The 18866-nt window shown below is 56.8% G+C and carries 22 protein-coding genes and 1 tRNA gene; 16 read left to right on the top strand and 7 right to left on the bottom strand.

The window, feature by feature from the left end:
• Nucleotides 1-33 precede the first annotated feature (33 nt).
• The 3 genes from ACR0CE_RS03390 to ACR0CE_RS03380 form a co-directional block, all read right to left on the bottom strand.
• Nucleotides 34-1062, bottom strand: a complete 1029-nt coding sequence (locus ACR0CE_RS03390; protein ID WP_480830932.1) for an alcohol dehydrogenase catalytic domain-containing protein — start codon at nt 1060-1062, stop codon at nt 34-36.
• 209 nt (nt 1063-1271) lie between these two features.
• Complete coding sequence (locus tag ACR0CE_RS03385) at nt 1272-1826, bottom strand: hypothetical protein (protein WP_480830930.1); 555 nt, start codon at nt 1824-1826, stop codon at nt 1272-1274.
• 249 nt (nt 1827-2075) lie between these two features.
• Nucleotides 2076-2165 (bottom strand) — tRNA-Ser (locus ACR0CE_RS03380).
• 123 nt (nt 2166-2288) lie between these two features.
• Here ACR0CE_RS03380 and ACR0CE_RS03375 point away from each other — a divergent pair.
• The 9 genes from ACR0CE_RS03375 (at nt 2289) to ACR0CE_RS03335 (ending at nt 9745) form a co-directional block, all read left to right on the top strand.
• Nucleotides 2289-3131 carry a DUF2059 domain-containing protein gene (locus ACR0CE_RS03375; protein ID WP_480830928.1) on the top strand — a complete coding sequence of 281 codons (843 nt, stop codon included), beginning with the start codon at nt 2289-2291 and terminating at the stop codon, nt 3129-3131.
• The gene (locus ACR0CE_RS03370) at nt 3131-3934 is read left to right on the top strand and encodes a DUF2059 domain-containing protein (protein WP_480830926.1); all 804 of its coding nucleotides are present in this window, start codon (nt 3131-3133) and stop codon (nt 3932-3934) included. The genes ACR0CE_RS03375 and ACR0CE_RS03370 overlap by 1 nt, the downstream gene beginning before the upstream one ends.
• A gap of 219 nt (nt 3935-4153) precedes the next feature.
• Nucleotides 4154-4765 (top strand): 50S ribosomal protein L21, encoded by a 612-nt coding sequence (locus ACR0CE_RS03365; protein WP_267364761.1) that lies wholly within the window; start codon nt 4154-4156, stop codon nt 4763-4765.
• Between the two features lie 11 nt (nt 4766-4776).
• Entirely contained in the window at nt 4777-5046 is a 270-nt protein-coding gene (gene rpmA / locus ACR0CE_RS03360; RefSeq protein ID WP_050602452.1) for a 50S ribosomal protein L27, read from the top strand.
• 96 nt (nt 5047-5142) lie between these two features.
• Nucleotides 5143-5751 (top strand): LysE family translocator, encoded by a 609-nt coding sequence (locus ACR0CE_RS03355; RefSeq protein WP_480830924.1) that lies wholly within the window; start codon nt 5143-5145, stop codon nt 5749-5751.
• Nucleotides 5748-6284, top strand: a complete 537-nt coding sequence (locus ACR0CE_RS03350) for a GNAT family N-acetyltransferase (RefSeq protein ID WP_480472732.1) — start codon at nt 5748-5750, stop codon at nt 6282-6284. Before ACR0CE_RS03355 ends, ACR0CE_RS03350 begins: the two co-directional genes overlap by 4 nt.
• Before the next feature lie 37 nt (nt 6285-6321).
• Complete coding sequence (gene obgE / locus ACR0CE_RS03345; RefSeq protein WP_209596239.1) at nt 6322-7356, top strand: GTPase ObgE; 1035 nt, start codon at nt 6322-6324, stop codon at nt 7354-7356.
• Entirely contained in the window at nt 7344-8450 is a 1107-nt protein-coding gene (proB, locus tag ACR0CE_RS03340; RefSeq protein ID WP_480830922.1) for a glutamate 5-kinase, read from the top strand. The genes obgE and proB overlap by 13 nt, the downstream gene beginning before the upstream one ends.
• Before the next feature lie 32 nt (nt 8451-8482).
• Nucleotides 8483-9745 carry a glutamate-5-semialdehyde dehydrogenase gene (locus ACR0CE_RS03335; protein ID WP_480830920.1) on the top strand — a complete coding sequence of 421 codons (1263 nt, stop codon included), beginning with the start codon at nt 8483-8485 and terminating at the stop codon, nt 9743-9745.
• Here the strand turns inward: ACR0CE_RS03335 and ACR0CE_RS03330 are convergent.
• Nucleotides 9742-10338: a histidine phosphotransferase family protein gene (locus tag ACR0CE_RS03330; protein WP_480537855.1), complete on the bottom strand. Its 597-nt coding sequence runs from the start codon at nt 10336-10338 to the stop codon at nt 9742-9744. The two genes, ACR0CE_RS03335 and ACR0CE_RS03330, sit on opposite strands and share 4 nt — an antisense overlap.
• Nucleotides 10339-10380: 42 nt before the next feature.
• Here ACR0CE_RS03330 and ACR0CE_RS03325 point away from each other — a divergent pair, with 42 nt between their 5' ends.
• The 5 genes from ACR0CE_RS03325 to tsf all read left to right on the top strand — a co-directional run bounded on the left by ACR0CE_RS03325 (nt 10381) and on the right by tsf (nt 14164).
• Nucleotides 10381-10563 carry a DUF3553 domain-containing protein gene (locus ACR0CE_RS03325; RefSeq protein WP_267364751.1) on the top strand — a complete coding sequence of 61 codons (183 nt, stop codon included), beginning with the start codon at nt 10381-10383 and terminating at the stop codon, nt 10561-10563.
• A 102-nt stretch (nt 10564-10665) separates the two neighbouring features.
• Nucleotides 10666-11421 (top strand): L-ornithine N(alpha)-acyltransferase, encoded by a 756-nt coding sequence (gene olsB, locus ACR0CE_RS03320; protein ID WP_480472740.1) that lies wholly within the window; start codon nt 10666-10668, stop codon nt 11419-11421.
• Nucleotides 11387-12262, top strand: coding sequence for a lyso-ornithine lipid O-acyltransferase (gene olsA / locus ACR0CE_RS03315; protein WP_480830917.1), 876 nt, complete (start codon nt 11387-11389; stop codon nt 12260-12262). Before olsB ends, olsA begins: the two co-directional genes overlap by 35 nt.
• A 166-nt stretch (nt 12263-12428) precedes the next feature.
• Nucleotides 12429-13211, top strand: a complete 783-nt coding sequence (rpsB, locus tag ACR0CE_RS03310; RefSeq protein ID WP_209503940.1) for a 30S ribosomal protein S2 — start codon at nt 12429-12431, stop codon at nt 13209-13211.
• Nucleotides 13212-13288: 77 nt separating this feature from the next.
• Nucleotides 13289-14164, top strand: coding sequence for a translation elongation factor Ts (gene tsf / locus ACR0CE_RS03305; RefSeq protein WP_480564795.1), 876 nt, complete (start codon nt 13289-13291; stop codon nt 14162-14164).
• Nucleotides 14165-14518: 354 nt separating this feature from the next.
• Here tsf and ACR0CE_RS03300 read toward each other — a convergent pair whose 3' ends face one another.
• The 3 genes from ACR0CE_RS03300 to ACR0CE_RS03290 form a co-directional block, all read right to left on the bottom strand.
• A complete protein-coding gene (locus ACR0CE_RS03300) occupies nt 14519-15274 on the bottom strand; it encodes an autoinducer binding domain-containing protein (protein ID WP_480564792.1) in 756 nt (251 codons plus the stop codon).
• A complete protein-coding gene (aroQ, locus tag ACR0CE_RS03295; RefSeq protein ID WP_480480949.1) occupies nt 15271-15720 on the bottom strand; it encodes a type II 3-dehydroquinate dehydratase in 450 nt (149 codons plus the stop codon). Before aroQ ends, ACR0CE_RS03300 begins: the two co-directional genes overlap by 4 nt.
• A 123-nt stretch (nt 15721-15843) precedes the next feature.
• On the bottom strand, nt 15844-16845 hold the full coding sequence (locus tag ACR0CE_RS03290) for an NADPH:quinone oxidoreductase family protein (RefSeq protein ID WP_480537860.1): 1002 nt from the start codon (nt 16843-16845) through the stop codon (nt 15844-15846).
• Nucleotides 16846-16996: 151 nt separating this feature from the next.
• Between ACR0CE_RS03290 and ACR0CE_RS03285 the strand changes: the two genes are divergently transcribed.
• Nucleotides 16997-17815 (top strand): SDR family oxidoreductase, encoded by an 819-nt coding sequence (locus tag ACR0CE_RS03285; RefSeq protein ID WP_480537861.1) that lies wholly within the window; start codon nt 16997-16999, stop codon nt 17813-17815.
• A gap of 14 nt (nt 17816-17829) precedes the next feature.
• Nucleotides 17830-18864, top strand: coding sequence for a phosphotransferase family protein (locus ACR0CE_RS03280; RefSeq protein WP_480537863.1), 1035 nt, complete (start codon nt 17830-17832; stop codon nt 18862-18864).
• Nucleotides 18865-18866 lie beyond the last annotated feature (2 nt).

Raw genomic sequence — 18866 nt, 5'->3', positions numbered from 1 at the left:
ACGTGTATCCTCCGGCAACGCGGGTGAGTTCTACTATGGGGTGATAATCACCTTTCCGTCACTCTTTTTCAGCGCATCGGCAAGATTCGACACAAGATTTTCGAGTGTAAGGTGTTCGGAAACATCCGTTTTCCAGCGACCATCGGCAAAGCGGGCCTGAACTTCGGCCACAACCCGCATCTGGTCAGCGGGCGGTGTCGACATCATCCAGTGCGTCAGCCAGAAACCTTCGATCCGTTTGCCCATGAAGATCAGCTGGCCGGTCTGAGAAAGCGTTGGCGCTTCGGTCGAAAGTTTGCCGTAGCTGACCCAGCGCGCCCGGTTGGGCATGGCGCAGAACAGTTTCTCGGACAGTTGATCCGTCACCGCATCAAGGAAGACCCGAGGTTTCAGCGTGGTGCTTATTGCGGCAAACTTCTCGACGATTTCAGGATCGGACGTCACAAGCACTTCGGCTGCTCCAAGACTTTTCAGCGTATCGACTGTCTCGGCCCGGCGCACCAGCGCGATGGGTTTCAACCCCAGATCACGCCCGAGGCTGCACATCAGTTTTCCCAATTGGCTGGACGCAGCGGATATCACAAATGCATCGCCGTCTTCCCTTGCCATGTCCACCATCGCCATCGCGGTGAGAGGGTTGACGATTTGCGCGGCGCCGTCATCATCTGAAATATCCGGACGCAAAGGAATACACATTTGCATCTGCGTCACGATGTATTCCGCCCAGGCGCCGGAACCTGCGGCCACGAAAGCGACGCGCTGTCCCTTCAGCGCCTCGGCACCTTTTCCGGTTGCAACGACGTCGCCACAGCCTTCGAAACCAGCCGCCGTACCTTTGACGCGCGGCTGGCCGTATTCACCCTTGATGAAGTGGAGGTCGGACGGATTGACCGACGACGTGCGCAGGCGGATCAAAACCTGACCGGGGCCGGGATTGGGAACGGGCAGTTCTGCTGCTTCAAGCCAGTCTGCTGCATCCTCGATAACCGGTCCGGTCGAAGTGGCCGAGTACCCGCCGTGTTTCAGGATGGCAGCTTTCATTGTTTGGGGCAGGTCAGTCATGGGATCATCCTCAAGATGGCTTGTTCAATGCGCACACCCCCTTAAACAGGAGATTGCCAACGGGCGACCCCGGGGTGAGGATGTGTTGTCGGGGCAGCCAATCAAAAGCCACACACTGGGTCAATTCAGAGAAACGATAACGTAAGGGCACGACTGGAAAATTGGCGCGCGGGGTAGGGGCCGGGAACGGGCTACCGGCCCCTTCTTTGTTATTGCTGCGTCAACAGCGCGGTCAGTTCCTGAATCTTCAAGGCGATGGTTTCAGGCGACTCTTTAATGTCATTTACGATCTTGATCACCTGTTCTTTCAGATCCGTGGCCAATGTGCTGTCCTGAATCGAGGTCATGATACCTTCATAGTCGAAGTTGGTGGGGTCCAGCTTGCCTTCCTGAATCCAGGAGCTCAGCAATTCCTGTCCCTGACCCGCCAGCGCCGCCACCTGATCACCGGCTTGCTGTGCTGCCTCGGATGCTTGTTCCGCAACAGACGAAGCTGCCTCACTGGCTTGGTCGGCAACCGACGATGCGGCTTCCTGCGCCTGTTCGGTCAAGGATGAAGCTGCCTCGCTGGCCTGTTCTGTTGCACCTTCCAGCGCATCAGACGCAGCTTCCTGAGCGGTTGACGCGGCATCAGCCACTGCATCGCCCGCCTCCTGCGCTGCGGATTGCACTTGTTCAGCCGGAGTTTGTTCGGACTGGTTGAGATAGTAGTAACCACCAACACCGACAGCGGCGATGATGATCAGGATAAGAATACGCGACATGTGTGTCTCCTTTGGAAAATGTGTCGCCGGGATGCGTTAAATGTAGCGGAGATACAAAGGGGAATTCCTGTGAATTCTCAGCAGAATACAGGTTTGGGCCGTGCTACGCTGATTGCACCAGATTTCACGGCAAGAACACGCCGGGTGACCCAGGCCACTATAGTTTCTGACAGCGGACCACTTGCAATTTTGTTGAGAACCCAAATCAGACCGGAAGACGTTTTCTGACAGCCTTCGATATTGGGAATGTGGCGGAGAGACAGGGATTCGAACCCTGGGTGGGCTTGCACCCACAACGGTTTTCGAGACCGCCCCGTTCGACCACTCCGGCACCTCTCCGCGGGGGTCTGTGAGGGGGGGATTTAGTCAGGAACGAACGGGGGCGCAAGCAGAAAATTCCGGAAATCGTGATTGCCGGGATTTTCCGTTGCCTGCCGGCGCAAAACACCTACTCTGAAAGGTATGACACAGTTTGCACACCGCATCGCCTTTTGGTTTCTCGCCCCGTTTCTGGCGCTTGTTCTGGTTCCTCTGGAGCTTTCTGCGGCGAACCGGGATCGGATTGAGGCTTTTCTGACGACGACCGGTTTTGACGTAGCTCTTGAAAGCATCGCCCTGAGCTCACGGTCCGCGCCGCAGATGTTGGGTGTCGACCCCGAGGGGTTCGGTTCGGACTGGTCTCGTTTGACGGACGAGGTTTTTGAAGTCGGTGCAATGCACGACACCGCGGTGTCCATTTTGGAGCAGACCCTAAGCGACGAGGCCCTTTTACACGCGGTGGAGTTTTACGCGTCTGATCTGGGGCAGCGTCTGGTCGAGGCCGAAAATGCCTCACACATGCAAGAAGACGATGACGTCAAGCAATTGGCAGGCCAAAGGATCATCTCTGACCTGATCAAAAGCGGATCGAAACGGGTCGAAAGTTTTAAACGCATGAACACGGCGATCGATTCCACAGGTACGGCGTTGCGTGCCTTGCAGGAAATTCAGGTGCGCTTCCTGCTGGCGGCCAGCGCATCGGGCGTCATCGAGTTGCAGCTGAACGGAGATGAACTGCGTGAATTGATCAAGCGAAATGAACCGGCAATGCGTCAGTCACTGCAACTTTCTAATCTGGCGGGTGCGGCCTACACCTATCAGGATTTTTCCGACGCTGATGTGGATACTTATGTTGACGCGCTGGAACAGCCGCTGATGCAGGAAGTCTACGAGCTGTTGAACGCCATCCAATATGAGATCATGGCCATGAGGTTCGAGGTTCTGGCCGCGCGGATGGCCGAATTGCACCCGGCACAGGACATTTGATGCAGCGCGCTATTCTGGCATTTGTGGTCGCCTTGTGTTGGGCACTGCCGCTTTATGCCGATGGAAAAGTCGATCGATTGGCAAAAGCCATGCGTCTGACACAGGTGATGGAAATCCTTGTTCACGAGGGGCAGGGCCACCGCGATACTCTTGACGATACTTTTTTGGACAACAAGGGCGGCGCTTTTTTCGAGTCGCAGGTCAATCGTATCTACGATCCACTTTGGATGCGGCAACACATGACGAACGCCTTCAAAGATGGTTTGTCCGATGTTCAGCTTGATCAGGCCATCTTGTTTTTTGAAAGCGATCTTGGCCAGACCATCGTAACACTGGAAAACTCGGCCCGGCGCGCCATGTCGGATCAGGCAATCGAAGACATGGCCCGAGAAGCCTACAAATCCGCAGAACGCAGCACCGCTCAGTTTGCTTTGGTCAAGGAATATATCGAGGCAAATGACCTGATCGAAAAGAATGTTCAGGGGGCATTGACGTCTGACTACAGCTTCTTTCAGGGACTTGATATTGATGCGCGGACCGATGATCAGGAACTGCTGGCAGAGCTTTTGTTGCAGAAAGACAGCCGGGCCGAGGACACTGAGGAGTGGCTTTATTCGTTTCTTCTTATGGCCTACCGTCCGTTGGACGAGGCGCAGATGCGCGAAAATATCGCGTTTTCCAGAACCGAGACGGGACAGGCCCTGAATGACGCCGTGTTTGACGGCTTTGATCGCATGTTCAATGATATTTCCTATCGCCTGGGGCAGGCGGTTGCACAGGCGTTGAGGGCGTCCGATCTTTGACACCGCTTTGGTGTTGACTTTTACCTGTAATCTATGGATAAGCGCGCATCCCGGCCGGTTTTCCGCGCCGGGTATCGTTATTATTTGGCCCTCATGACGTTGTCAGGGGCCATTCACACAGCCCGAAAAGGGCGCGCTGTTCGAGGTGGCTTTCAAGTTTCTTGGGGCCAAAACACCCAACCGGGGACCACAGAACGCGGGTTAGAAAAGGAAAGACGCATGTTTGCGGTCCTCAAGACTGGCGGCAAGCAGTACAAGGTTCAGGCGGGCGATATCCTCCGCGTTGAAAAACTGGCTGCCGACGCAGGTGAAAAAGTTCAATTCAACGATGTTCTGATGCTGGGCGGTGACGCTCCGGTCGTTGGCGCACCTTTCGTTGCAGGCGCAGGCGTTCAGGCCGAAGTGATCGAACAGATCAAAGGTGACAAGGTCATCAAGTTCGTCAAACGCCGTCGTAAGCACAGCTCGAAGCGTACCGTTGGCCACCGTCAGAAACTGACACTGGTCAAAATCACCGACATTCTGGCGTCGGGCGCCGACAAATCCGGCATCAAAGCTGCAACCGGTTCCGCTCCGGCTGGCGAGGCGGCACCCGCTGCAAAGCCTGCCAAGAAAGCCGAAGCCAAGGCTGAAGCACCCGCTGCTGTCGCTGCTGACGATCTGACCCAACTGAACGGTGTCGGCCCTGCCGCCGCCAAGAAGCTGGTTGAGGCCGGTATCGAGAGCTTTGCCGCTCTGGCCGCCTTGTCGGATGAGCAGATTGCTGCTATCGAAACGGTCAAAGTGAAACCCGAATGGGTTGAGCAAGCCAAAGAATTGGCTAAAGGCTAAGGAGAGAGAGAATGGCACATAAAAAAGCTGGCGGTTCCTCCCGTAACGGTCGCGACTCAGCTGGTCGTCGCCTTGGCGTAAAACTGTATGGTGGCCAGGCCGCTATCGCAGGCAACATCATCGTGCGTCAGCGCGGCACCAAGTTCTGGCCGGGCGAAGGCGTAGGCATTGGCAAAGATCACACCATCTTTGCAACTGTCGATGGCGCCGTGAAGTTCCACAAGGGACTTAAAAACCGCACCTTTATTTCGGTCCTGCCAGTGGCGGAGGCCGCAGAGTAAGCCGAGACCCAGAAGGTTTAAGAAAAATTCATGGGGGACCGGCACAAAGTGCCGGTCCCCTTTCTCGTTTTAACGCAGTCGTGATCGAAAGAACCGATGACAGTCGCAACCACCAGTTTCCTGATCTTTGCCGCCTCTCAGGTCGGTACGCCGGGGCCGGCCAACATGGTCCTGCTGGGAACGGGTGCGCGCTATGGGTTTCGTGCCGCATTACCTTTTGTGGCCGGTGTCGTGCTTGGTAAGCAGCTGATTATCTGGCCCGTGGGCTTTGGTCTGCTGGAACTGGCGGAACAGGTTCCGACGGCCTTTGCGGCGCTGAAATATGCTTCGGCTGCATATATTTGCTGGCTGGCGTGGAAGATCGCGAATTTGCGACTGTCGCGCGAAACTGCGGTTGGTGATGCTCCGGGATTCTGGGCGGGGTTGATCGTGCATCCGCTGAATCCAAAAGCCTGGGCCATGATTGTTGCAGGTTTTACGGGCTTTGTCGCGGCGGGGACGTCCAGCTTTGACGCAACGCTCACGATCGCTCTTAGTTTGTTGATCTGCCAGATTGTTCTGCACCCGATCTGGACTTTTGCGGGGGATAGAATCGCGCATGCGGTTGAAGGTCGCCCGGCGGAAAAATATCTGATGTGGACGTTGGCGGGTCTTACGGTCGCGTCCGTACTATTCGTGTTGTTCGGAGGAGGAACACACCAATGAAGCTTGAGACAATAATAAATCAGCCGGTCATTGAAACCGAGCGGTTCGACCTGCGACCCCTGCGCCGGTCGGATATGGGCCTTATCGAGCATTACGCAGGTGATGAGCGCGTGGCGCGGATGACCACCAGTATTGCACATCCACTGGCCCCCGGTTCGATCGAAGCCTTTGTAACCCGTTCGATGGCTGACAACCGGGACGAGGACGTCTGGGTCATGGATGCCACCAAGGACGGTGGCCCGGAACTGATCGGTGTAATTTCGCTGAAACGGCTTGATCGGAATCAGTCTGAAGTCGGCTATTGGGTCGCGCCGATCTATTGGAACACGGGCATTGCCTCGATGGCTGTGGAAGCGCTTGTTAACGCCAACCCGCTGGAAAACGCGACGATGTTTGCCAGTGTGTTTCAGGATAATCCGGCCTCGGCCCGGGTCCTGACCCATTGCGGGTTCCAGTATCTGGGCGATGCGGAAAGCTATTCGGTGGCGCGCGATGCGAATGTGCCCACCTGGACATACAGTAAAAAACTCTGACTTGTGGCCGATGGGGCCTTTGCAGTAGGGGACACACATGAAATTTCTCGATCTCGCAAAGGTCTACATCCGGTCCGGGGCCGGCGGTAGCGGCTGCGTCAGCTTCAGACGCGAAAAGTTTATAGAATACGGCGGCCCCGATGGCGGGGACGGCGGCAAAGGCGGGTCTGTCTGGGCCGAAGTTGTGGATGGGCTAAACACCCTAATCGACTTCCGCTATCAGCAGCACTTCTTCGCCAAAAACGGGCAACCGGGCCGGGGGCAGCAACGCACCGGCAAGGATGGGGACGATATCGTTCTGCGTGTGCCGGTTGGCACTGAAATCCTGGACGAAGACGAAGAAACCGTCATCTGCGACCTGACCGAAGTCGGGCAACGTGTTCTGCTGGCCAAGGGCGGCAATGGCGGGTTTGGCAACCTGCATTTCAAATCTGCCACAAATCAGGCCCCGCGCCGCGCCAATTCGGGGCAGGCGGGGATTGACCGCACAATCTGGCTGCGGCTCAAGCTGATCGCCGATGTGGGTCTTTTGGGTATGCCGAATGCAGGCAAGTCGACCTTTCTGGCGGCCACGTCGAATGCGCGGCCCAAGATTGCCGACTATCCGTTTACCACGCTGCACCCCAATCTTGGCGTTGTCGGCGTGGACAACGTCGAATTTGTTGTGGCCGATATCCCGGGCCTGATCGAAGGTGCTCATGAAGGCCGTGGCATTGGTGACCGTTTTCTGGGTCACGTGGAACGCTGTGCCGTGTTGTTGCATCTGGTCGACGGCACCTCTGCGACGGTCGCCGATGATTACCGCACGATCATTCACGAGTTGGAAGCCTATGGCGGCGAGCTGGCTGAAAAGCCCAGGATCACTGTTCTGAACAAGATTGACGCGCTGGATGACGAAGAACGTGCCCTTGCCGTCGCAGAGCTTGAGGAGGCCGTGGGCGGCCCCGTCATGACGATGTCCGGTGTGGCGCATCTGGGTGTAACCGAAGTTCTGCGGGCGCTGCGCAGCCAGATTGACGACAACCGTGTGCGTCAGAAACCCGCTGAGGAGGCACAGCCTTGGCAACCCTGACCTCGGCACGCCGTCTGGTGGTAAAAATCGGGTCGGCTTTGCTGGTTGATCGCGACACCGGCCTGCTGCGGTCTGACTGGCTGCTGTCGTTGGCGCAGGATGTTTCCTGGCTCAAGGGGCAGGGGAAAGATGTAATCCTTGTTTCGTCCGGTTCGATTGCACTGGGTCGCGGCGTTCTGGGCCTGCCGATGGCGGCGCTGCCCTTGGAACAGTCACAGGCAGCTGCTGCGGTTGGGCAAATCCGGCTTGCACGCGCTTATGAAGAAGCGTTGGCACCCCATGGGATCACCACGGCGCAGGTTCTGGTGACGCTTGAAGACAGCGAAGATCGCCGCAGGTATCTGAACTCACGCGCAACCTTGGAAACTCTGCTTGGGTTGGGCGTCGTTCCGATCGTCAATGAAAACGACACGGTTGCAACGGACGAAATCCGGTATGGCGACAATGACCGTCTGGCCGCGCAAATCGCCGTGACAGTAGGGGCCGACCAACTGATTCTGCTGTCGGATGTGGATGGCTTCTATTCGGGCAATCCTAAGGAAGACACTTCGGCGAAGCGCTTCGAGACAATCGACAGGATCACACCCCAGATTGAAGCCATGGCCGGTGATGCGGGCTCGGGCCTGTCAAAAGGCGGGATGAAAACAAAACTGTTGGCGGCCAAGATGGCAACCGCGGGCGGTTGCGCCATGGCGATTACCGAAGGGTCGGTTCTGAACCCTCTGAAAACGCTTGAAAACGGTGCCAATTCCACATGGTTTACTGCGACATTGGATCCACATGCAGCCCGCAAACGCTGGATTTCGGCAATGAAACCTCGGGGTGAGATCACAGTGGACGAGGGGGCGGCCAAGGCACTGGCCAATGGCAAAAGCCTGCTACCTGCCGGGATTGTGGAAGTGACCGGAGATTTCGGTCGTGGCGATCCTGTCGCCATCCTTGATCTGGAGTCCCGTCGTCTGGCTCAGGGGATCAGCCGGTATACGGCGCAGGAAGCCGATGCGATCAAGGGGCGTAAGTCTTCTGAGATTGAATCGACGCTGGGCTATCCAGGCCGCGCAGCCCTCATCCACCGGGACGACCTGGCCCTTTAACTTTCAATAAGATGATCTGAAAGGCACGCGATATGAAAGACTTCGACAGCATTCCTGCTCTGATGGAAGATCTTGGGAAACGTGCCAAAGCCGCTTCGCGTGAACTGGCTTTCGCAACAGCTGAACGAAAGCACGCAGCGCTGATTGCAGCCGCAGATGCGGTTTGGGCCAATCGGGCACGGATCATCGAAGCCAATCAAAAAGATCTGGAATTCGGCCGCGACAAGGGTCTGAGCCCCGCAATGATGGATCGCCTGATGCTTGATGAGGCGCGTGTTCAGGGCATGGTGGACGGGCTGAGAACCGTCGCGGAGCAGGCCGACCCGGTGGGTGAGGTTCTGTCTGAGTGGAATATGCCCAAGGGCCTTAACATCCAGCGCGTCCGGACGCCGTTGGGGGTTATTGGCGTGATCTACGAAAGCCGACCCAACGTGACTGCGGATGCCGGGGCGCTGTGCCTGAAATCGGGCAATGCGGTAATCCTGCGTGGCGGATCCGAAAGCTTTCATTCCTCAACCGCGATCCATGCCTGTCTGGTCGAAGGGCTGAAGGCCGCGAACCTGCCTGAAGACGCCATTCAACTTGTGCCCACACGCGACCGCGCTGCGGTGCAGGAGCTGCTGACGCTGACCGACTATGTCGACGTCATCGTTCCACGCGGAGGCAAGGGACTGGTGGGCCTTGTACAACGAGAGGCCCGTGTGCCGGTCTTTGCCCATCTCGAAGGCATCGTGCACATTTACATCGACAAGGCTGCTGATCCGCAGAAAACGCTGGAAGTGGTACTGAATGCCAAGACTCGCCGCACTGGTATTTGCGGAGCCGCTGAATGCTTGCTGGTTCATCAGGATATCGCCGACACACTGGGGCGTGACGTGGTTGCGGCACTGGTCCAGTCAGGCGTCGAGGTTCACGCCGACGGTGTCCTCGCTGGGGAGGGTACAGTTGCTGCTACGGCGGAAGACTGGGGAAAAGAGTTCCTCGACAGCGTGATCGCGGCGAAGCCCGTTGCCGATATTGATGCCGCGATTGCTCATATTCAGCAATACGGCTCGAACCACACCGATTGCATCATGACCGAGGATGACGCAGCAGCGGCCCGTTTCTTTGAGCGTCTGGACAGCGCAATCCTGATGCACAATGCCTCGACTCAGTTTGCGGATGGTGGCGAGTTTGGCATGGGGGCAGAAATCGGAATCGCGACGGGCAAGATGCACGCGCGCGGACCGGTTGGGGCGGCGCAATTGACCAGTTTCAAATATCTCGTGCGCGGGAACGGAACGATCCGGGCTTAAAACCGAAGTGACACGCGGGTTGCCGAGGTTTCAACGGCAATCCGCCGACCCATCGCAGCTGCCGTTTCAGGCAGCAACGCGAACTGAACGTGCGCGGGCGTGATCTTGGTGGGAAACCGACCTGTCACGACGTTCTTCCAAAGATCACCATCGACATTCAACCGGTCTGCAACCCCGGTCACTATCCAATTGTTGCCCTGATTGACGATTTCGACTGCGCCGCCCAGCGGCATGGCACTTTCGCAGCACATAAGCGCCAGAAAGGCCAGTTTGACCTGATTACGCGGCACTGGCCCGGTCAGGTTCCAGTTGACCCGTATCCGCCCGGCACGCTCGATATCTTTCAGCAGTTCGGTTACTTCGGTCCGACCAAGCGGCTGATCACTGGCCGAGCCAAAGGCAACGCGGAAAAAGCGTATACGTGCCCCGGCACTTCCGACACTGCCCGAGATCAGTTCCATCTCGGGGCCCTGTACGGCGCCCACCATATCCAACAGCTCAAGCCCGTTGGTGATCGCGCCGATCGGGCTGATCAGATCATGGCAAATCCGCGAACCGATCAATTCGGCCAGGTTGACGTTGCTCTCGCCCATGCGTACCTCCGACTGTATCTGCCGCACGTCCCGGAGGCCCCTATGACAGACATGAATGCTATACTTGCACCGGGCATGTTTGTCCGCCACCCGGATTTTCCCGAATGGGGCGTCGGACAGGTTCAGTCCAACATTGCAGGCAAGATCACCGTGAACTTTCGCGAGCAGGGAAAAGTGGTGATCGACGGAACGCGCATCGCCCTGATGCCGGTCTTTGATCTGTGAAAGTGGTTTAGGAAAGGTTAACAACGCTGACCGAAGCGGGGCTTGTTGCCTTTGGCTGAAAAATTGCGGTATCAGCAGCCAAAAGAACACGGATCGCCCCATATGCCGGATACTGGCCCTTCTTTCACTGTAAAACTGGCCGAGACCGAAGCCGACCTGCAAGCGGCTCAACGCCTGCGCTATGACGTCTTCGTGCGTGAGTTGGGGGGCGGCGGAGAGATGGTTGATCACGATGCTGGCCTCGAGAAAGACCGTTTCGACCCGTATTTCGATCATATGTTGGCCTATGATGATCACACCGGCGAAATCATTGGCGTCTACAGGATGTTACCGGGCGAACGTGCTGCGGAACTGGGGCAATTCTATTCCGAAGATGAATATGACCTGACCGTTCTCAAGAACAGCGGGCGCAAACTGCTGGAGTTGGGACGGTCGTGCCTGCACCCCGACTACCGTGGGGGTACGGCAATGTACCACCTGTGGAACGGTTTGGCCGCTTATGTAGCGGAACGTGACATTGAGGTGCTGTTCGGCGTAGCGAGTTTTCACGGAACAGACGTGACCACATTGGCGCAGCCCTTGTCGATGCTTCACCACAACCATCTGGCTCCGCCAGAGTTGCGCGTACGGGCGCAGCCCGATGTTTTTCAGTCGATGGACCTAGTGAAACCAGAGGCTTTGGACCGCCGCGCCGCCATGGTTCAGGTGCCAGCATTGATCAAAGCCTACCTGCGCTTGGGTGGTTTCGTGGGCGAGGGCGCCTTTATCGACCACACCTTCAACACAACGGATGTTTGCCTGATCCTCGACACGACGCGCATGAATGAACGGCAGCGTCGAATTTATGGCGGGGCGTGACGCTGTGAACGACCCGCTCTGGAATAGTGAAGACGCGCCCGATCCGATCGAGCTGGGCGTTACCGGATGGGTTCTGGTCATTCTGCGCGGAGTCCCGCTGGCGGCCCTTGTCTTTGGTGGCCTGATCATCCTTCTGGCCGTTCGCCTGATCGAGTATCCGATTTTCGGCGTCCGGCGACCTGTGACCCCGTTCATCACACAGTTTGTCTGCCGCAACGCGTTTCGAATTCTTGGCATCGGGTTCCGCACATCAGGCGCGCTGATGAAAGAGAGGGGGGCGGTGGTGGCAAACCACACGTCCTGGCTGGATATCTTTGCTCTGAACGCGCGCAAGCGGGTCTATTTTGTCTCCAAGGCAGAAGTTGCCAAATGGCCCGGTATCGGCTGGCTGGCCCTTGCGACCGGGACACTGTTTATCGAACGGGATCGCAAGAAAGCCAAGGAACAAACCAAGCTGTTTGAAACCCGCCTGAAAGTGGGTCACAAACTGTTGTTTTTCCCCGAAGGCACCTCAACCGACGGGCTTCGCATTTTACCTTTCAAAACAACGCTTTTCGCCGCGTTCTTTGCAGATGAGTTGCGTGATTTCATGTATATCCAACCCGTTTCTGTGGTGTTTCACGCGCCCAAAGGCCAGCCAAAACGCTTTTATGGCTGGTGGGGGGATATGGAGTTCGGGCCGCATTTGCTGAAGACCCTTGGCGCACGTCGGCAAGGAACTGTTGAACTAATATATCATGCGCCAGCGCGGGTCAGCGACTTTGAAAACCGCAAGGCTCTGGCCGCCCATTGTGAAGACGCCGTCAGGCATGCGCACGCATTGGCGCAGCTTGAAAAATAGGGGCGATTGGCCCTTGCGTAGCGCGCAAACCTGCCTTATACGCGCGCCATTCAAACCCGCAGGCGGGGTTTGGCCTTTTTGAGGGAGACATCCTCATCAAGACCGCCGGTTGGAGCGTCCGCTTCTTTCACCCCCGCCCAGGCGTAAACCGGAAAAGGAAAATTGCATGGCTCTTCCCGAGTTCACCATGCGTCAGCTGCTGGAAGCTGGCGTTCACTTTGGTCACCAGACACAGCGTTGGAACCCCCGCATGGGCCCGTTCATCTACGGCTCGCGCAATGGCATCCACATCATGGACCTGACCCAGACCGTTCCGATGCTGGATCAGGCTCTGCAGGCTGTTCGTGACACCGTCGCAAAAGGTGGCCGCATTCTGTTCGTTGGTACTAAGCGCCAGGCAGCTGGCCCGATCGCTGAAGCGGCTGAAAAGTCGGCTCAGTACTACATGAACCACCGCTGGCTGGGCGGCACGCTGACCAACTGGAAAACCGTTTCCCAGTCGATCAACCGTCTGAACCAGATCGACGAAGCCATGGAATCGGGCGCAGAAGGCCTGACCAAGAAAGAGCGTCTGGGCATGGAACGTGACCAAGGCAAACTTCAGGCGTCGCTGGGTGGTATCCGCGAAATGGGCGGCGTTCCGGACCTGCTGTTCGTCATCGACGTCAAGAAAGAAGCACTGGCCATCGCAGAAGCCAACAAACTGGGTATCCCGGTTGTGGCTGTAGTCGACACCAACTGCTCGCCCGATGGCGTTGACTACATCATTCCCGGCAACGACGACGCGGCACGCGCAATCGCTCTGTACTGTGATCTGGCCGCACGCGCCGCTCTGGACGGTATGACCGCGCAGATGGGCGCAGCAGGCGTTGATCTGGGCGCATTCGAAGAAGCTCCGGTTGAAGAAGCTCTTGCGGAAGAAGCCGCAGAAGCCCCTGCCGAAGCGTAAGCTGCCCGTCACGTAAATGACATATGGGGCAGGGTATGACCTGCCCCAATTCCGTTTGAATTGAGGAGAGCCAAAAGATGGCAATCACAGCAGCAATGGTTAAAGAACTGCGCGACTCGACCGGCGCAGGCATGATGGACGCAAAAAAAGCGCTGACCGAAACCGGCGGCAACATGGACGACGCCGTTGACTGGCTGCGTACCAAAGGCCTGGCCAAAGCGGCCAAGAAATCAGGCCGTACCGCAGCAGAAGGTCTGGTTGCTGTTCACGTCAACGGTGGCAACGGTGTTGCTGTCGAAGTGAACTCGGAAACCGATTTCGTTGCGAAAAACGCTGAGTTCCAGGAAATGGTCAGCAAGATTGCAAACGCGGCTGAAGGTGTGGACAACATCGAAGCGCTACTGACCGCTGATCTGGGCGGCAAAAGCGTTGCCGACACCCTGACCGACAAGATCGCCACTATTGGCGAAAATATGTCAGTGCGCCGCATGGCCAAACTGTCGGGCGACACTGTTGTGTCTTATGTGCACAACGCTGCGACCAACGGCATGGGCAAAATCGGTGTGCTGGTTGCACTGTCGGGTGGTGATGAAGCTATCGGCAAGCAGGTTGCGATGCACATCGCCGCTGTGAACCCGGCCGCCCTGTCTGAGGCCGATATGGACCCGGCAATTGTCGAGAAGGAAAAGCAGGTTCAGATGGACATCGCCCGCGAATCCGGCAAGCCGGAGCAGGTGATCGAAAAGATGATCGAAGGCCGCATGAAGAAATTCGTCGCCGAATCGACATTGCTGAGCCAGCAATTCGTTGTGAACCCTGATCTGACCGTTGAAGCCGCTGCAAAAGAAGCCGGCGCAACCATCACCGGCTTTGTTCGCCTGGAAGTTGGCGAAGGCATCGTTGTGGAAAAAGAAGACTTCGCTGCCGAAGTCGCAAAAGCTGCTCAGGGCTAAAGAAAGGCTCCGACAGGGGCCTTGCTGAACAAAGTGAAAGGGTTACGCGTCGCGTAGCCCTTTTTTGTTGGTGGCACATCATAGAATTGGCAAAGACGTGAAGGATTGGAGGGCCCCGCATGATGGGGATGGTCGAGGCCCCCCAAAATTCCGACACAGGTACGCGGACGAATAGGCGCCCCCTTGTCAGAGTGATTGGAGAGCTTTGAAATCGCAAAGATCCAACCGAATGTTCCCTGGCTAAAGCCACCACTCACGGAACACTCTCACTTTGCAACTTTTAGGTTAGATTTGAAAAGTAGTGATTTCCTTACCTAGGGTAAACTGACGCGGGATGGCGTCATAAAAACACTCCTAAACTTCCATAATGAACATCTGATTATGCAAAGATGCCTTCAAAACAGCCTGAGCCGTCGTTTCAACCGACAACGCCTCACGGGCGAGCCGAAGATGCTTTTCGACAGTTGCCGCTGTCAGGCCCATCAGCAAGGCTATGTCCTGCGTGGTTTTTCCGTCACCAACCCATTGCAACGCCTCGCGCTGACGCTTTGTCAGGGCCCGGTTCGGTGGGTTGAAAGGCAATGTCAGGATCTTCAGATGCGCAACATTGTTCATCAAAAGAATGTCTTCACCATGCTCTTGCCAGATCGCGTCAATGTCTTCCTGGCTCATCCCTTCCTTGGCGGATAGGGAAATCGCCCCTTTCGAGCGCACAGAGACCGAGTTGAAACTGATGGTGTAACCAGAAACGACGCCCATGGACTTGTTGAACTCGAAAACCTCACGCTCTTTATCGGTCATCGACCCGCGAGAGTGCATATCCAGCAACATTTTCCAGCTGGCGGCACCTTCATTGTCCAGCGCCCATTTCAACATGGGGGCGTGAAAATACAAACCGTCCTTGATGAAGCCATCCACATAGGCACGGTTATGGTTAGTCAGAATGACAAAGTCCTCTGGATCACCCAATGAGGTTGCCGTCCTGTATTGCGTGTGGCCGTAGATAAGACGATCGAACCCGAATTCCGCCATCTGTCGGCAATGCGCATCCCACAGGTCTTCCAGGGTCTTGGCATAGCTGACAAACCGCAGATAATCCCTGAGGGTCATGCCGTGCCACCTGCTTTCAAATGCGCGGCCAGCGCGTCCAGAGCAAGAACATAGCTTTGGGCGCCAAAGCCACAGATCTGCCCCAGAGCAACAGGCGCGATATAGGACTTGTGACGGAATGCTTCCCTTGCATGGATGTTGGACAGGTGAACTTCGACAACCGGCAGTTCAACTGACGCGATGGCATCCATCAACGCAACCGACGTGTGTGTGAACGCCCCCGCATTGATCACAAGGCCATCCTGCACACCGCGTGCGCCGTGGATCGCATCAATTAACACACCCTCATGGTTGGATTGCAGATGCGAGACTTCAAGGCCAATGGACGCGCCATGGCGCTGGCACTCTTCCTCGATCATCTTCAGAGTGGTGCTGCCGTAAACCTCGGGCTGCCGTGTGCCAAGCAGGTTGAGGTTTGGGCCATTCAATACCAAAACGTTGTGCATGTCTTCACGATCCCCATTAATGGTACATAGACGCCTAAAGGTTGGGTTGTCTACCTGCCTTTGCCGGATCGAGTACAGTCGAAAAACCGGTGTACGAAGCGGGTCGCTGTTTTGTTCACGGCTTCAACTTTCCGCCATGGTGACAACGATTTTCCCCAGAACGGATCGCTGCGACAATTGTTCAAGCGCCTCGTGCGCGCGGGCAAGCGGGAACCGCGCGCTAATTCGCGGTTTGATTTTGCCGGCTGTGTAAAGATCGAACAGGTTCTTGACGTTGTCAGCATGGCCGATTGGATCGCGGAAAACTGACGCGCCCCAAAACACACCAACGATCTGACATCCTTTCAAAAGGGCCAAATTCAAGGGAATCCGCGGAATGCCCGCTGGAAAACCGACGACAAGGTAACGACCTTTCCAGGCCATGCTGCGCAGGGACGGTTCGGCCAGCGTACCGCCAACAGCGTCGTAGACGATGTCTACGCCTTCAGGACCGGCAAGTTTCTTAACTTCGGCTGAGAAGGCTTTTTGCGCATCCTTGTCCATGTCGCGCGGGTAAATCACCACGTCATCGGCACCAATCTGGCTACAGAATTCGGCCTTTTCAGGTGATGAAACGGCTGCGATCACCCTGGCACCCATGGCTTTGCCCAGTTCAATGGCGGCTGACCCCACACCTCCGGCGGCACCCAGTACCAACAGGGTTTCACCGGGTTGAATCTCCGCCCGATCCTTCAACGCGTGGCAGGACGTGCCGTAGGTGAAAATGAAACAGGCGGCATCTTCATAGGGCATCGCATCAGGAATTCGGATTGCAGTGTCCGCCTTGAGCGTGACATGGGTCGAAAACCCACCATGCCCGGTTAGGGCCAAAACACGGTCGCCTGGCTTCAATCCATTGACGCCTTCGCCCACAGCCAGAACTTCACCCGCAATTTCACCGCCCGGAGCAAAGGGCCGTGGCGGCTTCATCTGGTACAGATCGCGGATAATCAACGTGTCCGGAAAATTCACACCCGCTGCTTTCACACCGATCAAAAGTTGGCCTTTGCCCGGCTGCGGATCTGGTAGGGTCGTAAGCTCCAGGGTTTCGGGACCGCCCGGTGCGACGCTGAGTAATGCTTGCATACCGCCTCTGATCTGCCTGTACTTTGTGTCGAGGAAGTTTTGGTGCAGCATGGTTTTTTGTCAACGCTACGGTCCAACGCCTGCCGCGACGGCAAGAGGAACGCAATTTGTATCACGATGAACTGGTGACAAAGAAACTGAGGAGCACAAAATGACCCCCGACACCCTCTTTTCGCTTCACGGCAAAACCGCTTTGGTAACAGGTGGGGCGACAGGTATTGGCCGCATGGCAGCCGAGGCGCTGGTTCGTGCGGGCGCGCGCGTGCTCATTGCCTCAAGAAAAGGAGACGCCTGTGCCACGGTCGCCGCAGAACTGAACGCGCTGGACGCGCCGGGCAGCGCCGAAGGCTTTGCCGGTGACATTGGCAGCGCAGCCGGTATAGGCAAGCTGGTCTCTGACATTCAGGCGCGTACGGACAAACTAGACATCCTGATGAACAATTCGGGGGTGTCCTGGGGTGCTCCCATGGGGCAGTTTCCCTACGATGCATGGGAAAAGGTCATGTCTGTCAACGTGACAGGGATATTTGAACTGACCCAGCGGCTTTTGCCAATGCTAATGAAATCAGGCACCGCCGAAGACCCGGCGCGCATTGTCAATGTGGGGTCAGTCATGGGTGAAGTCCCAATGGGCGATGGGGCCTACAGCTATTCGGCCTCAAAGGCTGCTGTTTTGCACCTGACCAAGGTCTTGGCCAAGGAACTTTCGCCGCACCACATTACGGTTAACGCACTCGCTCCGGGGCCGTTTGTGTCGCGCATGACTGCCTTTGCGACAGCCGATGAGGATATCAGAGAACGGGTTGGCAAGTCTGTACCTCTGGGTCGCGTCGGACGGGACGAGGATATTGCAGGCTGTATGTTGTTCCTGTGCGGTCGCGGCGGCAGCTATGTGACAGGCGCAGTGATCCCGGTTTCGGGTGGGATCAACGTGGTGACCGCCGGAAACATCTTTGCCGAGGCCCTGTGACGGGAAGACAGCCGATGAAAACCGAAACCAATCTGGATCTGGCGGCGGTAGATGCGTATCTGAGCGCGCATCTTTCCGGCTACAACGGGCCATTGGAGGCGAGGAAATTTGATGTCGGGCAATCCAACCCGACGTTTGAGTTACGCACACCAGAGAAGGAATACGTACTGCGCCGAAAACCCGCCGGCGTATTGCTGAAATCGGCACATGCCGTTGATCGCGAATTTCGGGTTCAAAGCGCCCTTGCCGGGAGCGAGGTTCCGGTGCCCACGATGTATCTGCTGTGTGAAGACGACAGCGTCATCGGCTCGGCCTTCTATGTGATGGAACGCTTGCAGGGCAGGGTGTTTCCGGACCCAACCCTGCCCAAAGAAAGCAACGAAACCCGCGCCGCCATCATTGACGAAATGAACAGGGTTCTTGCCCAATTGCACATGGTGGATATCGATGCCGTTGGCCTGTCTGACTATGGGCCGATTGGCAACTATTACGAGCGTCAGATCGCGCGCTGGACCAAGCAATACCGCGCGTCCGAGACCTCGGCCATTGCGGATATGGATGCGCTGGCTTCAGCGCTAGAGACCTCGGTACCGGCCGATGACGGGCAGCGCACGCTGGTGCATGGGGATTACCGCATCGATAACCTGATGTTTGCGCCGAACCGGGCGGAATGTATCGGAGTGTTGGATTGGGAACTGTCGACGATCGGTCACCCTTATGCAGATCTGGCCGCAGTAATCATGCAATGGCAGTTGCCGCCGGGAAAACAGGGCCGGGGGCTGGCGGGTGTGGATCGAAACAGCCTGGGCCTGCCCAGCGATGAGGCATTCATTGCCCAATACTGCAAACGTCGAGGCCTGGATGGCATAGACAATTTCGGCTTTTATCTGGGCTTCAATTTCTTTCGCATGGCGGGCATTCTACAGGGTGTCTACAAACGCGCGCTGAATGGGAACGCGTCAGACCCCGACCGCGCAAAGGCTTTTGGCGCATATGTTCCTATATTCGCCCAGCACGGCCTGAAAGCTCTTGAGTCCACATTAGAGTGACG

The sequence above is a fragment of the Ruegeria sp. L11 genome, assembly GCF_056531755.1.
The sequence above is the reverse complement of the archived record's forward strand: the minus strand, read 5'-3'. Positions and strand labels throughout refer to the sequence as shown.

Coding starts and splice junctions, on each gene's coding strand:
- ACR0CE_RS03280 (WP_480537863.1), top strand. CDS start 17,830: ATGAAAACCGAAACCAATCTGGATCTGGCGGCGGTAGATGCGTATCTG.
- ACR0CE_RS03350 (WP_480472732.1), top strand. CDS start 5,748: ATGAAGCTTGAGACAATAATAAATCAGCCGGTCATTGAAACCGAGCGG.
- aroQ (WP_480480949.1), bottom strand. CDS start 15,720: ATGCACAACGTTTTGGTATTGAATGGCCCAAACCTCAACCTGCTTGGC.
- ACR0CE_RS03370 (WP_480830926.1), top strand. CDS start 3,131: ATGCAGCGCGCTATTCTGGCATTTGTGGTCGCCTTGTGTTGGGCACTG.
- ACR0CE_RS03355 (WP_480830924.1), top strand. CDS start 5,143: ATGACAGTCGCAACCACCAGTTTCCTGATCTTTGCCGCCTCTCAGGTC.
- ACR0CE_RS03365 (WP_267364761.1), top strand. CDS start 4,154: ATGTTTGCGGTCCTCAAGACTGGCGGCAAGCAGTACAAGGTTCAGGCG.
- ACR0CE_RS03290 (WP_480537860.1), bottom strand. CDS start 16,845: ATGCAAGCATTACTCAGCGTCGCACCGGGCGGTCCCGAAACCCTGGAG.
- ACR0CE_RS03335 (WP_480830920.1), top strand. CDS start 8,483: ATGAAAGACTTCGACAGCATTCCTGCTCTGATGGAAGATCTTGGGAAA.
- ACR0CE_RS03330 (WP_480537855.1), bottom strand. CDS start 10,338: ATGGGCGAGAGCAACGTCAACCTGGCCGAATTGATCGGTTCGCGGATT.
- tsf (WP_480564795.1), top strand. CDS start 13,289: ATGGCAATCACAGCAGCAATGGTTAAAGAACTGCGCGACTCGACCGGC.
- obgE (WP_209596239.1), top strand. CDS start 6,322: ATGAAATTTCTCGATCTCGCAAAGGTCTACATCCGGTCCGGGGCCGGC.
- olsA (WP_480830917.1), top strand. CDS start 11,387: ATGAACGGCAGCGTCGAATTTATGGCGGGGCGTGACGCTGTGAACGAC.
- rpsB (WP_209503940.1), top strand. CDS start 12,429: ATGGCTCTTCCCGAGTTCACCATGCGTCAGCTGCTGGAAGCTGGCGTT.
- rpmA (WP_050602452.1), top strand. CDS start 4,777: ATGGCACATAAAAAAGCTGGCGGTTCCTCCCGTAACGGTCGCGACTCA.
- ACR0CE_RS03300 (WP_480564792.1), bottom strand. CDS start 15,274: ATGACCCTCAGGGATTATCTGCGGTTTGTCAGCTATGCCAAGACCCTG.
- ACR0CE_RS03385 (WP_480830930.1), bottom strand. CDS start 1,826: ATGTCGCGTATTCTTATCCTGATCATCATCGCCGCTGTCGGTGTTGGT.
- ACR0CE_RS03375 (WP_480830928.1), top strand. CDS start 2,289: ATGACACAGTTTGCACACCGCATCGCCTTTTGGTTTCTCGCCCCGTTT.
- olsB (WP_480472740.1), top strand. CDS start 10,666: ATGCCGGATACTGGCCCTTCTTTCACTGTAAAACTGGCCGAGACCGAA.
- ACR0CE_RS03390 (WP_480830932.1), bottom strand. CDS start 1,062: ATGACTGACCTGCCCCAAACAATGAAAGCTGCCATCCTGAAACACGGC.
- ACR0CE_RS03325 (WP_267364751.1), top strand. CDS start 10,381: ATGACAGACATGAATGCTATACTTGCACCGGGCATGTTTGTCCGCCAC.
- ACR0CE_RS03285 (WP_480537861.1), top strand. CDS start 16,997: ATGACCCCCGACACCCTCTTTTCGCTTCACGGCAAAACCGCTTTGGTA.